14 protein-coding genes and 1 pseudogene are annotated in these 14,795 nt (G+C 57.9%); 14 read left to right on the top strand and 1 reads right to left on the bottom strand.

Features of this window, described 5'->3' with window-relative positions:
* The first annotated feature begins 193 nt into the window (after positions 1-193).
* From RHSP_RS14425 to RHSP_RS14365, 14 genes and pseudogenes are all read left to right on the top strand, one after another.
* On the top strand, positions 194-847 hold the full coding sequence (locus tag RHSP_RS14425) for a DUF433 domain-containing protein (RefSeq protein ID WP_004118290.1): 654 nt from the start codon (positions 194-196) through the stop codon (positions 845-847).
* Positions 844-1,260 carry a hypothetical protein gene (locus RHSP_RS35125; RefSeq protein ID WP_004118284.1) on the top strand — a complete coding sequence of 139 codons (417 nt, stop codon included), beginning with the start codon at positions 844-846 and terminating at the stop codon, positions 1,258-1,260. The genes RHSP_RS14425 and RHSP_RS35125 overlap by 4 nt, the downstream gene beginning before the upstream one ends.
* A 195-nt stretch (positions 1,261-1,455) precedes the next feature.
* On the top strand, positions 1,456-3,099 hold the full coding sequence (locus tag RHSP_RS14415) for an MFS transporter (protein ID WP_004118282.1): 1,644 nt from the start codon (positions 1,456-1,458) through the stop codon (positions 3,097-3,099).
* A 380-nt stretch (positions 3,100-3,479) separates the two neighbouring features.
* Positions 3,480-5,117 (top strand): MFS transporter, encoded by a 1,638-nt coding sequence (locus RHSP_RS14410; RefSeq protein ID WP_004118281.1) that lies wholly within the window; start codon positions 3,480-3,482, stop codon positions 5,115-5,117.
* Between the two features lie 125 nt (positions 5,118-5,242).
* Positions 5,243-5,482: pseudogene (locus tag RHSP_RS33600) on the top strand (helix-turn-helix domain-containing protein); the annotation flags it as partial.
* Between the two features lie 404 nt (positions 5,483-5,886).
* Complete coding sequence (locus RHSP_RS14400; protein WP_210305352.1) at positions 5,887-6,228, top strand: hypothetical protein; 342 nt, start codon at positions 5,887-5,889, stop codon at positions 6,226-6,228.
* 463 nt (positions 6,229-6,691) lie between these two features.
* Positions 6,692-7,477, top strand: coding sequence for a transposase (locus RHSP_RS14395; protein ID WP_183932622.1), 786 nt, complete (start codon positions 6,692-6,694; stop codon positions 7,475-7,477).
* An 18-nt stretch (positions 7,478-7,495) separates the two neighbouring features.
* Complete coding sequence (locus RHSP_RS14390) at positions 7,496-8,758, top strand: tyrosine-type recombinase/integrase (protein ID WP_004118273.1); 1,263 nt, start codon at positions 7,496-7,498, stop codon at positions 8,756-8,758.
* A complete protein-coding gene (locus RHSP_RS14385) occupies positions 8,755-9,744 on the top strand; it encodes a tyrosine-type recombinase/integrase (protein WP_004118271.1) in 990 nt (329 codons plus the stop codon). The genes RHSP_RS14390 and RHSP_RS14385 overlap by 4 nt, the downstream gene beginning before the upstream one ends.
* Positions 9,741-9,992 (top strand): site-specific integrase, encoded by a 252-nt coding sequence (locus tag RHSP_RS35585; protein WP_240535427.1) that lies wholly within the window; start codon positions 9,741-9,743, stop codon positions 9,990-9,992. The genes RHSP_RS14385 and RHSP_RS35585 overlap by 4 nt, the downstream gene beginning before the upstream one ends.
* A gap of 2 nt (positions 9,993-9,994) precedes the next feature.
* Positions 9,995-10,744 carry a tyrosine-type recombinase/integrase gene (locus tag RHSP_RS14380; RefSeq protein WP_240535426.1) on the top strand — a complete coding sequence of 250 codons (750 nt, stop codon included), beginning with the start codon at positions 9,995-9,997 and terminating at the stop codon, positions 10,742-10,744.
* Positions 10,745-10,829: 85 nt separating this feature from the next.
* Positions 10,830-11,720, top strand: a complete 891-nt coding sequence (locus RHSP_RS14375; protein ID WP_200863263.1) for a transposase — start codon at positions 10,830-10,832, stop codon at positions 11,718-11,720.
* Positions 11,721-11,734: 14 nt separating this feature from the next.
* Entirely contained in the window at positions 11,735-12,490 is a 756-nt protein-coding gene (gene istB / locus RHSP_RS14370) for an IS21-like element helper ATPase IstB (RefSeq protein ID WP_015342034.1), read from the top strand.
* Positions 12,491-13,794: 1,304 nt separating this feature from the next.
* Entirely contained in the window at positions 13,795-14,190 is a 396-nt protein-coding gene (locus RHSP_RS14365; RefSeq protein ID WP_004118260.1) for a DUF6941 family protein, read from the top strand.
* A gap of 148 nt (positions 14,191-14,338) precedes the next feature.
* Here RHSP_RS14365 and RHSP_RS14360 read toward each other — a convergent pair whose 3' ends face one another.
* The gene (locus RHSP_RS14360) at positions 14,339-14,713 is read right to left on the bottom strand and encodes a hypothetical protein (protein ID WP_004118259.1); all 375 of its coding nucleotides are present in this window, start codon (positions 14,711-14,713) and stop codon (positions 14,339-14,341) included.
* Between the last annotated feature and the right edge of the window lie 82 nt (positions 14,714-14,795).

The raw sequence follows: 14,795 nt of genomic DNA, 5'->3' as shown, positions 1-14,795 counted from the left end.
GAGGACGTCATAAGGAGCGAAATAGCGCACCAATATAACGATTGCCCAGCGGCGATTTCGATCTTGGCTCGTCCTCATCAACCCAATGCCTCAAGTCCAACCGGCGACCGCCGATCCGTCCCAGGCCTTGATATCGCCCCCAACAAGTTATATATTCCGACCCATCGGAAGAATTAATACCGATGGCTCAACCATGCCAGCAGTTGCCGAGATGCTGAAGGCGAGCGAGGCTGCCGTTGTCTCGCGCGTGAGCCTGCGCGACGTCAATCGCGTTATCGACGAGCACATCTTGCCGGAAGCGTTCATATCGCTCGACAACGGTCGTCATGTCCTCGCCGGAGCCTGCTCGCTTATCACGTTTTACTTCGAAAGCGCCCGCCGCCTTACCTCGGAAGAACGCCTGTCTACTATCCGGACGGCGGAGGCCCGGCTTGCGAGAGCCCGCACCCTCCCGTGGTCCGCCCTGTTGCTTGAAGATTGGACCGTGCACCACGAGTTTCTGACGATCGATCTCATGCCCTTTATGAGGGGCGCGAGCGAGCGGCTGGACGACCTTGCCGCAGCACGGGAGGTCGTCACATCGTCGGCCGACATCCTTGGTGGGACGCCTGTCATTCGAGGCACCCGCGTTCCTGTCCATGATGTTGCCGCGTCCGTATCCGCGGGCAATTCCACGGAGCGCATTCTCGAAACCTGGCCTGGCCTGGACAGAGAGAAGATCAGGCTCGCGACAATCTATGCGGAAGCTAATCCCTTGCGCGGGCGGCCCCGCGTGCTGGGCGAGCTTCCCGAAGGTTCGGTCATCCTCACAGATCGTCGCGTCCCCCGTCGCACGAAGGCGGGATGAAGTTTCTGATTGATGAGTGCCTCAGTCCTCAACTGGCTAAGATGGCGCTGGAAAAAGGTTATGGCGAAACGAGCCATGTCGTCTGGATGAAAACTGGGTGGCCTGAAAGACTGGGAGCTCACACCGATCATTCTTTAGGGCGACTGGACGTTCGTCACGAAGAACTCGGTCGACTTCCGCGGGCCGAAAGACAAGCCCGGGACGAAGGGGCAATATGCAGACGTTGCCATCCATGCCGGGCTGTCTACCTAAACCGCCCGCCCGGTATGGACCTCGATATGCAGATCGAGCTGTTCGAACAGGCTATGGCCGAACTCGACGACGATGACGATCTCGCCAATCGTGTGTTGGAAATTTCCCTCGGCGATGAGGACGAATTGCGCGTGCTCCGGTACGCACTTCCGAAGGGATAATCGTTCAGGAAGGAAAAACGGCATACAAGCTCAATAATAAGCCAGCAACGTGCTAGAACTGGTCGGACTGCCTGATACACTCCCGCTCAACGCAGGGTTCCTGCGCCAAGAACTCCAATAACGCCGAAATTCGTATCCGAGTTGCGGATAATCTGTGGCGTCACGGTGTCAATGCGAAGCTCAGAGCCATCAAGAATGCAGATCGAAGACGTCACCGCGCGCGGGCCAACCACCCTTGATCCGCTACGCAGTATAGCATTCCGTTCGATCTGGAGTTCCACGCAAGTCGCCAACCTGGGATGGCTGGTGCAAACCGTCACGATCAGTTGGCTCATGGCGACGATCTCCGCTTCGGATCTGATGGTCGCGCTTGTGCAGGCTTCAACGACGCTTCCGGCATTCATACTCTCCATTCCCGCCGGAGCAATCGCCGACACCTATAGCCGTCGATCGGTCATGATCACCGGGCTCTCATTGATTGCGCTCGCTTCCATCGTACTGGCGATTGCTGCCGCCTTCGGCTTCGTTAGTCCCTGGCTGATTCTAGGTCTGGGATTTGTCGCAGGCTGCGGCTTTGCGCTGAATGACCCCGCTTGGCATGCCTCGGTGGGCGATATCCTCGACAAGCGAGATATTCCGGCTGCGGTGACGCTTATGTCGGTCGGATACAACATGACGCGCAGCGTTGGACCGGCTTTGGGCGGAGCCATTCTCGCGTTCCTCGGTCCGTTGGCGGCCTTTCTCTTTGCCGCCTGCAGCAACTTAGCGCCTCTCGGCGCGGTGTTGCGCAACAAGTGGCACGTCCGCAAGTCTCCGCTGCCTGCAGAGCGAATTTCAACAGCAATCCATGACGGAATGCGGTTCACGGCGCTTTCTTCCGACATCCGGGCGGCGATCATACGTGCCACCCTTTTCGGCCTTGCCGCCATTGCCATACTTGCTCTTCTGCCGCTTGTCGCCCTCGATCGTTTGGCCGGCGGACCAATCATCTACGGCATACTGTTTGCCGGTTTCGGAACAGGCGCTTGCATCGCCGGACTGAACAACCGGCTCTTAAGGAGATTGATTCCTCAGGAATGGCTGATGGCGATCGCTTCCATCGCTTGCGCGTTTTGTTGCATCTCACTTGCCCTCACCTCCTCAGTACCTTTGGCGACACTTGCGCTTGTCATCGGAGGCGCCGGCTGGGTCATCACCTGGACCGGGTTCGACGTCTGGGTGCAATTGGCAAGTCCGCGCTGGGTCGTCGGCCGTACGCTCTCCATCTATTACGCATTCCTCTCCGGCGGCATGGCAGCCGGCAGTTGGATCTGGGGCACCGTCGCCCAGACCTATTCGCTTGCATCTTCTCTCGAACTTGCCGCAGCGGCCCTGTTACTCGTCGCCGCATCAGGGTTCGTCCTGCCGGTGCATCTGGCGGCCGAGGCAGACCAGCAGGGCTCGGTTTATCCGGCGCCAACGGTGGCGCTTGATCTGAAGCCCCGAAGCGGCCCGATTGCAGCGAGGACGGAATATGCCATAGACGACAGCGACCTGGACATCTTCCTCGATCACATGCGCACTCGAAGATACGCCCTGGCCCGGGCAGGCGCACGTGACTGGACGCTCCAGCGAAATCTTCGAAAGCCTTCCCGTTGGACAGAAACATTCCGCACGCCGACCTGGATGGATTTCCTGCGTTTGCATCATCGTCTCTCCCCGTGGGATCAGGAAGTCGTACAGCTTCTCGCCGCTTTGCATATGAGTGACAAGCCTCCGGAAACTGATCTTGTGATTGAGCGCACAACAGACACGCGACGGACCCGGAGCCAACCGGTCGCGCGCGTTTCGCGTCCATGAGGTGATCTTGCGATGAGGCCATTTATCGAGCAGCGGCAACGGTCCCATAATGGCGTCGGCCAGAAACAAAACCTCACGGTTCAGACTGTGGAGACTAGCCGCAAGCCGAACACAGCTCCTGGCCTGGGAGTGGCATCAACCCCTGCCATCCTGGTTCGCTCGGCTGTCGTCGATCCCTGCTCGACGACAGCCGCTTTTCCCTCGGTTTTCGATTCCGGCCTTGCCGCCACGCGCCGATGCCTGGCCCGCGAACTCTTGGACAAAGCGTCGACTGGGCAAGCGACAAATGATGGCAGACCGAAGTACGACTCCTTTCCCTCATCGCCGAATACGCCCGTCAAGCACGGCCGAAGTGACCCGCCCGAAAGAGACTGAATGACATGCCTTCAAAAGAAGAGACAGCATCCATAGGGCTATTGGCGCCACTGAAGAATTCGACGTTCCGTTCGATTTTCTTCGCGTCGCAGCTTTCCAGCCTGGGCTGGCTGATGCAGACGGTAGCGCTCAGCTGGCTCATGGCCACGGTTTCGACGTCCGATGTCATGGTTGCCCTCGTTCAGGCCTCATCCACGCTGCCAGCCTTTTTTCTTGCGATCTTCGTTGGCGCGATTGCCGACAACTACAGTCGGCGCATGGTCATGATCGTCGGTCGAAGCCTGATGATGGCGGCCTCGGCGATGCTGACGATCCTCATGGCCTTCGGCATCACCGATCCATGGATGATCCTGGCGTTCAGTTTCCTTGACGGCTGCGGTATCGCATTGAGCGATCCTGCTTGGCGCGCTTCGCTTGGCGATATGCTGGAGCGCCGCCATCTGCCGTCGGCCGTGACACTTCTTAATGTCGGCTTCAACACGGTCCGTAGCGTCGGTCCCGCCCTCGGCGGCATCATCGTTGCTGTATTCGGGCCGCTCGTCACATTCGCGCTCACCACCTTCGGCTTCGTCGCGCCCCTCACCGCCCTGTGGCGAAACAAGTGGACCGTGAAAGCGTCGCCCCTCCCCCGGGAAGCGCTCATGACGGCCATCTATGATGGCCTGCGCTTCACCGCGATATCCTCCGAAATCAAGGCGACCATTGTCCGCGGGACGCTCTTTGGGCTGACCGGAACCTCAATGCTGGCGCTCCTGCCGCTCGTCGCGAGAGACCTTTTGAAGGGCGGCCCGATCGACTACGGTATTCTCATGGGGGGCTTTGGCGCCGGCGCGCTGGTCGCGGGGCTCGTGAACCCGCCACTCAGGCGCGCGGTCACGCAGGAGCTGCTGATCGTTCTGGCATGCGTCGCGTGTGCGGCATGTGCCATCTCACTTGCTCTGACGTCCTCCCTTATCATCGCAACAGTCTGCCTTGCCTTCGGGGGCGCAGGCTGGGTGACGGGATGGTCGGGGTTCGGCGTCAATGTGCAGTTGGCAAGCCCACGTTGGGTCGTGGGTCGCACGATTTCCATCTACAGCGCCTTCACCTATGGGGGGATTGCCGGGGGCAGTTGGCTCTGGGGAATTATCGCGGAAAATCATTCCCTCTCCCTGTCCCTGGCATGTTCTGCTGCGTCCTCCTTGGTTGTTGCGGCACTTGGGGTCAAGCTCCCGATCAGCAACCGCCTAGAGTCGGAGCTCGAAGCCTCCGGCGCTTTCGATGCGCCTGTGCCGGCACTTGATCTGAAGCCGCGAAGTGGCCCGATCCTGGTCACGACAGAATACGCTGTGGCGGACGAGAATGCTGACCTTTTTCTTGAAATCATGCGCAGGCGTCGGCTGGTTCAAAGCCGCGTCGGTGCACGCCAGTGGACACTCACGCGCGACGTTCAGCAGCCTTCGCGATGGCTCGAGACCTTCCGGACGCCGACCTGGACGGATTACCATCGCCTTCATCACCGCCTCAACGAAGCGGACAAGCGCCTGGACGACGAGCTCAAGGCGTTGAGCGTGGCGTACGACCTCCCGCGAACAACCATTCTGGTGGAGCGCCCGACGGCTGCGCGCAAGTCCGCGCCCGTGCCATACGTTTCGCAGAAGTAGGGATGTCAGCAGACATCTTCCCAACGGGGTCTATATTGGTGGCTATTTTTCTTTGGAAAGCTTCGAGCGTCACCGGAAAACCGCTCTCCAGTTTCATATTCCTGATTACGCCACAGCTTGTCGTTATGCACTATTCGCAATTGACCCTCGCCGATCGGCGGCGCCTGCATCATTTAGTCGAGCGCAAGGTGCCGATCAACGAGATAGCACGTAAGCTCGGCCGTCACCGATCGACCATCAATCGTGAGATCAGGCGCAATACGCTCCATGACCGCAAACTTCCCGAATATAGTGGCTACGTCTCGACGGTTGCCGACGATATCGCCAAGAAACGCCGGCGACGCTTGAGAAAGCTGCGACGTCATCGGCGACCACAGGTCGGGTCGCTCTCATCTTTTCCCTCCCATGAGAACACCGCCCCCACCGCTGCAGTAGTCAGCTCGCAAAATCTGATTTGAGGAGCGATATGATGTCGACTTCGATTTTGACTGCTTTGACAGTGTGCGCGGGCCTAAGCACGTTGGTGCTGATGGTGGCGCAGCTTCTTCATTGACGCACGAAGCTTTCAGCGTCCGCTTGGTGACCAACCATTAGTCTGAACTTTACGGCGAGGCGGAATTCTGGCAAACTTCTGCCATCGTGGTCAGGACATGACGTCCTTTAGACCAAAGTTATCGGAGCTCCTTTCCATCCGATATCTCTCACTTCTCTGGCCCTGCGGATTCCCCCTCAGGGCTTTCCTTTGTGCTGAGCCGTGCCGGGTGCCGAAATGATGGACGAAACCAGAGAATACCTGATGGATCAGCGCAGCACGCTACTGTTCCAGATCGAGCGGGCGAAGCATCATCTTGCCGGCCTTGAGGCTGATGCGATCAAGATCATCAACAGCAAGGCCTCCCTGCCTGCTGCCGATATCGCCATCATTACCGAGGACTTGGCGGAGCACCTGAGAAGCGAGATCGAGGCGCTGTGCTGGGCGATCGACCATATTGACCACGAGCTGGAATATCTCGACGGCGATGATGAGTTTGAGCCGTTCACCGGGCGTGAAGCTCGTTCGCGCGGTACAATCGACAGACCTGGTAATGCGTTGTTTCTTCGGACTTCATGACAACGGTGTTTCGCACAGCAACGCCCAAGCGGGCACCCAAAAGCAAAAAGCCCCTATCCGATTAGGGATAGGGGCACAGTTTCCATGAAGTGCTCTGTTTCAATCGTCGGAGGCACACTTCCGACCGCTGAATTAGAACGTGATAATGGCGTGGATCATATACGCCCTTCGGCCTGCGGGCGCGGCCTGTTCGGGAATCAGCATTTTATGAGCGGCGTTGCTACTTGCAGCGCCGTTATTGTTTTGAAAGATGGTGGGACGGGTGCCGAGGCGGGCGCCCGGGCAAAACCTTTGAGTGTAGATTCCGATGATTTACCGGACGGCGTTCCGATCAAAAACCGGACACGATTCCGAGAATTAACCGGACGCGATTCCGATTTGATACCGGACGTTTTTCAACGTAAGCAGTGCCCCTGGGTCAGCAACCTTGGCATGCATTTCCTTTTGAACTTGAGGAGATGGCATGTCGAAGAGACGAAGGCTGACCATGAGACAACTACGACATTTACTTCGACTGCGATCAGATGGCGTGAGCGTTCGCGATATTGCCGATCTGCTCGGGATTGCCCGCAGCACGGTGCAGGACGGGATCGGGCGAGCTGCGACGGCAGGGCTATCCTGGCCTTTGCCTGCCGATCTGACGGACGACGTCCTGGAATGTAAACTTTTCGCCCGGCAAGGCACCAAACAAGGGGTACGGCGACTACCAGAGCCGGATTGGAGTGTCATTGCGGTCGAGCTGAAGAAGCCCGGCGTGACCCTGACGATCCTGTGGGAGGAATATCGAGCCGTCTATCCTGATGGCTACGGCTTCAGTCGGTTCTGCGACCTGTTCCGCGGCTTTGAGCGGCGTCTGACGCCAACGATGCGGCAGGTCCACATTGCTGGCGACAAGGTGTTCGTCGATTATTCCGGCAAGAAGCTGCCGATCGTCGATCGCAAGACCGGCGAGATCCGCGAGGCGGAGATCTTTGTCGGCGTGCTCGGTGCATCGAGTTATGCCTTTGCAGAAGCCACCTGGACTCAGACCCTGCCGGACTGGATCGGCTCGCACGTGCGCATGTTCGCCTATTTCGGCGGCGTGCCGCGCCTTATCGTCTACGATTACGTGCCCGGGCACGTAATCGGGGTTTTGTGTCCCGAACGGTTATGCGCCCCGGCGGGCGTAAGTTTCTGTGATCAAACGACCAGATTGTCTGTGGCGGCACATCTCTGGCGAACAACGAGCGCACCCTCCTATTCCCCTTAATTCAGAATGGAGGTTGTCATGTTGGAACACTTTTTCGTCAAACCACAAACTATCGATCGGATTATGGATTGCTGGCTAGGGCCGCAGATCGAGCAGTATGTGAAGGCTTTGTGCGAACGTGCCTATACGCCTCGAAGCATCTATCGCCGCGTTCCCGTGCTGGTGAAGTTTGCGGCATTCACTGCCGGCCAGAATGTCGAACGTATAGAACAAGCGGAAGGGCTCTTCGAGCCGTTCATCGCTGATTGGTTGTCAAATCGTCATTCCGGTCGATCGGCTGATGCACGTCGACGCGACCGCAACTTTGTCACTGGCATCATGCGGCATTTCTTCAGCCTGGTCGTATGGAAGGCAGGCGATGACCGCACCAGACCTTCGCTGCCCGATCCATTTGCAATCCAGATTCCAGGGTTCTTCGATTATCTCCGAGATGAGCGAGGGTTGCGGCAAAGCTCCATCGCGCATTACCGGCATTACCTTCGCGTCTTCGAGCGACATCTCGGCGATATAGGATGCGATCCGAAGTCGCTTACATTACCGGTGGTGACGACCTTCATCACGACACAGGCCTCGCATTTCGGCCGCACCGTGATGATCAGTCTTGCCAGCATCCTGCGGGTCTTCCTGCGATACCTGCATCGGGAACACGTCCTTCAGCGCGACATCAGCAAGCTGGTCGAGATACCTCAACGTTATCGGCTGGCCGATATCCCTCGATCGATTAGTTGGAGTTCGGTCCAGGATATGCTCGATCAGGTGGACCGGCGCACCGTGGTTGGCCGGCGCGACTACGCCATGCTGCTGCTGATGGCCGTTTATGGGCTGCGCTCCCGTGAAGTAGCGCTGCTGACGCTCGACGATGTCGACTGGAAGCGCGATCGGCTGCATGTGCACGGGCGCAAGGCCGAGCACAGCACCACCTATCCGCTGGCCCCCGTCGTTGGTGAGGCGATCGTGGATTACCTCAGGAACGGGCGGCCTGACGTTCAAAGCCGATTGCTTTTCTGGCGGCATTTGGCCCCACAATCGCCACTTACACACTCTGCGGTGTCGGCCACTGCCAGCAAGTATCTTCATCGCGCGGGGATTCCGGTTAGCCGTCCAGGATCACACACTCTCCGTCATGCCTGCGTCCAGCGCCTGGTAGACACGGGGTTTTCGCTCAAGACCATCGGCGATTATGTCGGGCATCGCGCTGCCTCCTCGACCATGATTTACGCGAAGGTCCAGGTCGATGGCTTGCGGGAAGTAGCTCTGGGTGATGGGGAGGATCTGCAATGAGCCCGCGTCTTCCCGAGCCTTCAAGCCCGATCGCACCCTACATCGTCGCTTTCCTTCGCCACAAGCGCGCGCTCAACCGGCGCTATGACGTCGAAGACAAGGTGCTGCGGATGTTCGACGGCTACCTCAACGCTCAAGCGGTGACGAACCTGACCGAGATCACCCCGGCGCTCCTCGATGCATTCTTCCTGAGCCGTCCGCGCTCGCGGCCTCGAAGCTTCAACCATCTGATCGGCGTCGTCGGCCGGCTGTTCGAGTGGATGGTCGAGCATGACTTTATTGATCGTTCTCCTGTCACGATGAAGCCGCGCCGCCGAGGTAATCCGAGACCGCCCTGCATCCTGGATCTGCGGACCGCTCAACAGCTCATCGATCGCGCCGCCGAGCTCCCGGATCAGAACAACGCCCCGCTTCGCGGGCCTGCCTATGCCATCATCTTCAGCCTGTTGTTCGGGCTTGGTCTGCGCGTCGGCGAGGTTGCGCGCCTGCGCTGGCGGGATGTCGATCGGGATCGTGACGTGCTCACCATTCGCGAGACGAAGTTTTCCAAGTCAAGGCTCATTCCCATGGGGCCGCAGCTGGCACAGCGCCTTTATGCGTTCATGACGCTGCGATCACAGCACGTAGTTTCGGTTACCCCCGACACGCCGCTGTTTTCTTTCCTGCGGGGTCGAGCGGTGAACCCCGGCACGATCAGTATCATTTTCCGTTCGCTGGCCGATCAATTGGACATACCAATCCCAGCGGGAGGAACGCCGGCTCACGTGCATGATCTGCGACACAGCTTTGCGGTCGGGCGACTTCTGCGGTGGTATCGCGACGGACATAATCCCACCGACAAGCTCGTTAAGCTGTCGACCTTCATGGGCCACGTGGACCCCGCTTCCACCGCCGTCTATCTCACCGTTACAGCCGATCTCCTTGAAGCCGCCGGCCAGCGCTTCGAACGCTTTGCAGCACCGCTTTCGTATGGAGGACGGCCATGAGAACCGTCGGCAGCCTCGTCTATCAGTTCTTCGAACACCATCTCAAAGCCGAGAAGGGTCTGGCGTCCACCTCGATCCGGAGCTACCGCGACGGGATCCGGTTGTTTCTCCTATTCTTGGCCCGGGAGAACCGAACCCCGATCAGCAAGCTCAGGCTGAGAACCTCAGCGCCGACAATGTGCGGGCATTTCTCGCCCATCTTGAATCCGAGCGCGGCAACGGCATCCGAGCACGGAACCACCGGCTAGCAATGCTGCACACCTTCTTCGCCAATGCCGGGGGCCAGGAACCTATAGTGCTGCCGGAGGCCGAACGCGTCGCCGCCATCCCAAGGAAGCGTGCGCAGCCAGCAGCCACCTATTATCTCGAGCGCGACGAGGTCGAACGGCTCTTCGACAAACTGCCGCGCAGCGGAAAGCTGGCCATCCGCGACAAGGCGCTGCTCATGTTCCTGTACAATACGGGCGCCCGCGCAACGGAAGTCACCGGACTGATCGTCGATCAGTTGGTTTTGACCTCCTCACCGCGGGTGAACCTGCACGGCAAGGGCGACAAGTGGCGGACCTGTCCACTATGGCCCGAGACTGCCCGCCTGCTTGGCGAGATGCTGCGTAACCGACGCCACCCAGCCGCTACAGAAAGTCCGGTATTCCTCAGCAACGTCGGGAAGCCGCTGACGCGGTTCGGCCTATATAAGCTTGTCCGGCGTCATGGTTCGAATATTCGCATTGGCAATGGACAGAGGTCCATATCTCCACATGTTTGGAGACACACGACGGCCGTTCATCTCCTCGAGTCCGGCGTCGACGTGAACGTCATAAGAGGCTGGCTTGGCCACGTCAGCCTCGATACAACCAACCGATATGCCGAGATTAGCATCAGGATGAAGCAGGAGGCGCTTGAGGCTTGCCAGGGACTTGCTAGTTCTTCGGTGGGACCTCCCCGAAAGCCAGTCTGGCAGAGCGAGCCAAAGCTTCTCGAATGGCTCGCCGACCTCTGATCGTTATGTGCCCCGTGTCGGCGAGAGCGCTTGGATCACCAGGCTGCGGGGCACATAACCGTTCGGGACACAAAATCCGGATAATTTGAAGTCCGGCGTCAACAAGGCGAGCTTCTACGATCCGGAGATCAACCACAGCTTCGGCAGGATGGCTGCCCATTACGGCGTCGGCGTGCTTCCGGCGCGACCGAAGCGGCCGAAAGACAAGCCAAAAGTCGAGGCCGGCGTACGTTTCGCCCAGAGCTGCATCCTCGGCCGGCTACGCAATCAGACCTTCTTTTCACTGGAGGAAGCTAACGCCGCCATCCGGGATGCCGTCGAGCGGATCAACACGCACGTCATGAAGCGGTTGGGCCAAACCCGCCAGGAGATGTTCAAGACCATGGAACGCCCGGCACTCGCGGCTCTTCCGGCAGAGGACTACGAATACGCCGAGTGGAAGCTGGCGCGGGTCTCGACCGACTACCATGTCGAGTTCGAGCACTATTTCTACTCCGTGCCCCATACCCTGATCCGACAGCAGGTGGATATCAGGGCCACGGGCCGCACGATCGAGGTCTTCTTCAAGGGCAAGAGGATCGCAGTCCACCAGCGTCGTTACGGCGGATCACGCTACGGAACCGATCCTGACCATATGCCCAGCTCGCACCGGCGCTATGCCGAATGGTCGCCTGCAAGGTTCCAGCGCTGGGGCGCTTCCATTGGGCCTCAGACCGAGGGGCTGATCATCGCTATCCTGGCCAGCCGTCCTCATCCGGAACAAGGCTTTCGAACCTGCCTCGGCGTGCTGAAGCTCTATCGGGCAATTCCTACGATGCAGGCCGAGGCGGTGTCCGCCCGTGCCGTCGAGATCGGCGGACTGACCTGCAAAAGCATCACCGCGCTCATCAGCACCTACAAGGCACCACGACATTCCGCCGAACCTGCCGCCGTCGGCGAGCATGCCAATCTTCGCGGCAAAGCCTACTTTCATTAACGAGACAATCAAGAATGCTGACCAATCCCACTGTAGATACGCTGCGCCAACTCGGCCTTTCCGGCATGGCTTCCGCCTTCCAGGAACTGGAAATGCAACCGGAAGCGAGAAGCCTCCAGCACGGCGAATGGCTCGCGATCCTGCTCGAACGGGAACAGACCTCGCGTCGCCAGAAGCGCTTCGAAGCCAGAGCCCGTGCCGCCAGGCTGCGCCATGACGCCCAAATCGAGAATACCGATTTCCGAGCAGCGCGTGGTCTCGATCGCAACCTCTTCCTCAAGCTTTCCACCTGCGACTGGATCAGACAGCGGCACTCCCTGCTATTGATCGGTCCTGCCGGCGTCGGCAAAAGTTGGCTGGCCTGCGCTCTCGGTCAAAAGGCGTGCCGGGAGGATCTTGCCGTCGCCTATCACCGCGTGCCACGGCTCTTTGCCGCGCTCGCCCTGGCACGAGGCGACGGTCGCTACGCAAAGATGCTCAAGAGCCTGGGCAAAGCCGATCTCCTCATCCTGGACGATTGGGGGCCGGAGAAGCTCACCGACGAGCAACGACGCGATCTCCTGGAGATTGTCGAGGATCGATACGAGAAGCGCTCGACCATTGTTACCAGCCAAATCCCCGTGGACCACTGGTACGATATGATTGGAAATCCCACGATCGCCGACGCCGTGCTGGATCGCCTTGTCCACAACGCCTACCGCATCGAACTTTCCGGTGAGAGCCTGCGCAAACATCGAAACCTGTCAGCCGAGAATGCAACTCAGGCTTGACCTGCCCGATATTCGCCGACAATGATCAACTCAGACCCAGAGACGCTGTACATCGTCCGGCTTCGCCTCGGAATCGCGTCCGGTAAAACGCTGGAATAAGCGTCCGGTTAAAGATCGGAATTCCTGTCCGGTTTCATTGGAATACACACCTTTGAGCGAATTGTCGGCATCGACATTCGCCTTTTTTTGATATCGTTGACAGCAACGGGTGGGATATCTATGGCCTTGATCAGCCACCTAAGGGCCAAATTCCAAATAACCGACGCTTAACATGAAGAAATTTACGAATCGGCTCTCTTGCTGTTGGAACAAGGCCGGGGTGGCAATGAAGAACCGCCAATTACCAAAAATTCATTCAATAGCCGATTGCTGATAGAGGTTTGTTGACTTATATGTCAATATTGGAGGAATTGCAAAACCACGTTTCAACAGGCCGACTGTCGTTCGTAAGACCGATGCTTCCTGGGCGTGGAGTGGAAAGAAACATTTTTGTATCAACGGAAGTCGGTGAGTTTCTAAATGGTGGAGCGTCTGTTCATGCTCGATTTGATAGAGTTGCGGGTGAAGCGAGAGCTCAAATAGATGCTTTCACCACCGGAAGGGCAATTCGATTTGCCATGGACCCGATGCGAAAAGACCCCGCAACTCTTGTGGCGAGAAATGCTCCTACAAGTAAGGGAATCGTGGATATGCGAATACGACAACCGCGCCCGCAAATCCGTATCTTCGGCGCATTCGCCCAAGTCGATAGTCTCATCCTGCTTACATGGGAAGCTAGGGACAATCTTCGTTTTGGCGCAGCAGTAAAACGATGCCGAGCCCAATGGGATCTCCTGTTTCCTCAAAATTCGCCTTTGATTGGGGCCACACATGCTGAATACATCTCACGAAACATCATTATTGGCTGAGCCATCTAGCGACGATCGTATCAGCGATCGCACACTTGGTTATGTCACTCAAACCGCGCGAGACGATGTTTTTGACATGGTTGCGAACGCTTGTGTCGAAGCCGGTATAACACGCGCAAACATTGCCCGCCGGCTCGGTAAAGATCCTGCTCAAGTATCTCGTCTTCTGAATACGCCCGGGAACTGGACGATAGACACGATAGCAGAACTACTTTTTGCTATCGATGGTAGCTTCCTGCGAGCTGAACGGCACTGGCCCCAGAGAGAAGCACTATCCAATCGGAGGCATTCCACATGCGTCACGGAAAGCTCCGGTTCATTTGGCAAAGCAGAATGGAATTCTAGGGCCCCAACCCAAAATGTCGCCAAGACGGCCGCTGGTCTAGGGGGCGTACATTGGCAGAAATAAGGGCTCGCGTCGTATTTTGCGACGACATACGTCAAGAGTTCAACGGCAAACTCATCCTGATTGGGGTCTATTCTGGCGAAATCAGGCTTCAAGCCCCTTTCATTCAACCCATGGCCACATGGATTCAAATTTTCGGTCTGCCTGCTGGCGATCATAAAACAAGCGTAACAGTCACCTATGAAGACGGCAAAAACTCTGTCATTTTGGGAAAGATAGATGTGCAGTTTCAGATTTCTGACGCAGCACTACCAGCCCACGCGTTTCCAACTGGTCTGCTGGTTAATTTTGATCGGCCAGGTGACATCGTTGTCAACATCTCTATCGACGATCAACCAACATTCATCGCCGATCGCTTAAGAGTATCGATTTCAGAGAATTCATGACTCCTCCCATATTTCCTACAACTCCCTTCGCGGAAGCGACCTCGACAATCCGAAGGCATCCAGAGACCCGCTCGGCGGATTTTTTTGCCTCCTCAGCGCTGATTGCCGCTCTGCCGATCCTGCCGCTGCAGAATCTCGCGAACGACCTTCACATCCCATTCAGCTCATTGACGGATGACGTCAGATCCTTGATCGAGGCGAGTACGGACCCGACCGATTGTTCGCTTGCTGACATCCGAAAGCCGAGCGTCTTGATATCGCCTTCGGCGGTCGACTGTCGCGTTTCGATCGCCTGCAGGCGCTGATCGACGCGGGCTGAATTCGCTTCGGTCTGAACGATAAAGTCCTTCCGCCAACCCTGCAGGTCCTCGATATCGCGGCTTTTGTTCGCCGTGACCCAGACACCCATGCCGACCGAAGAGGCGATCGAGAGAATTCCAACGAGGGTATTGATATTCGCCCCCATCCTCTTCGCGCGTTCCGGCATCTGCATCTCTTCATCTCCGGTTTCGTCAGCCACCATCTTTCACGTCTTTCAATGCGGTATGGAGAGGAGGCCGGCACCGATGGCGATTGCAAGGGTGCCGGCCGTGATGAAGAATAGC

It is taken from the genome of Rhizobium freirei PRF 81, assembly GCF_000359745.1.
GTDB lineage: Bacteria > Pseudomonadota > Alphaproteobacteria > Rhizobiales > Rhizobiaceae > Rhizobium > Rhizobium freirei.
This window is presented reverse-complemented; position numbering and strand designations above follow the sequence as displayed.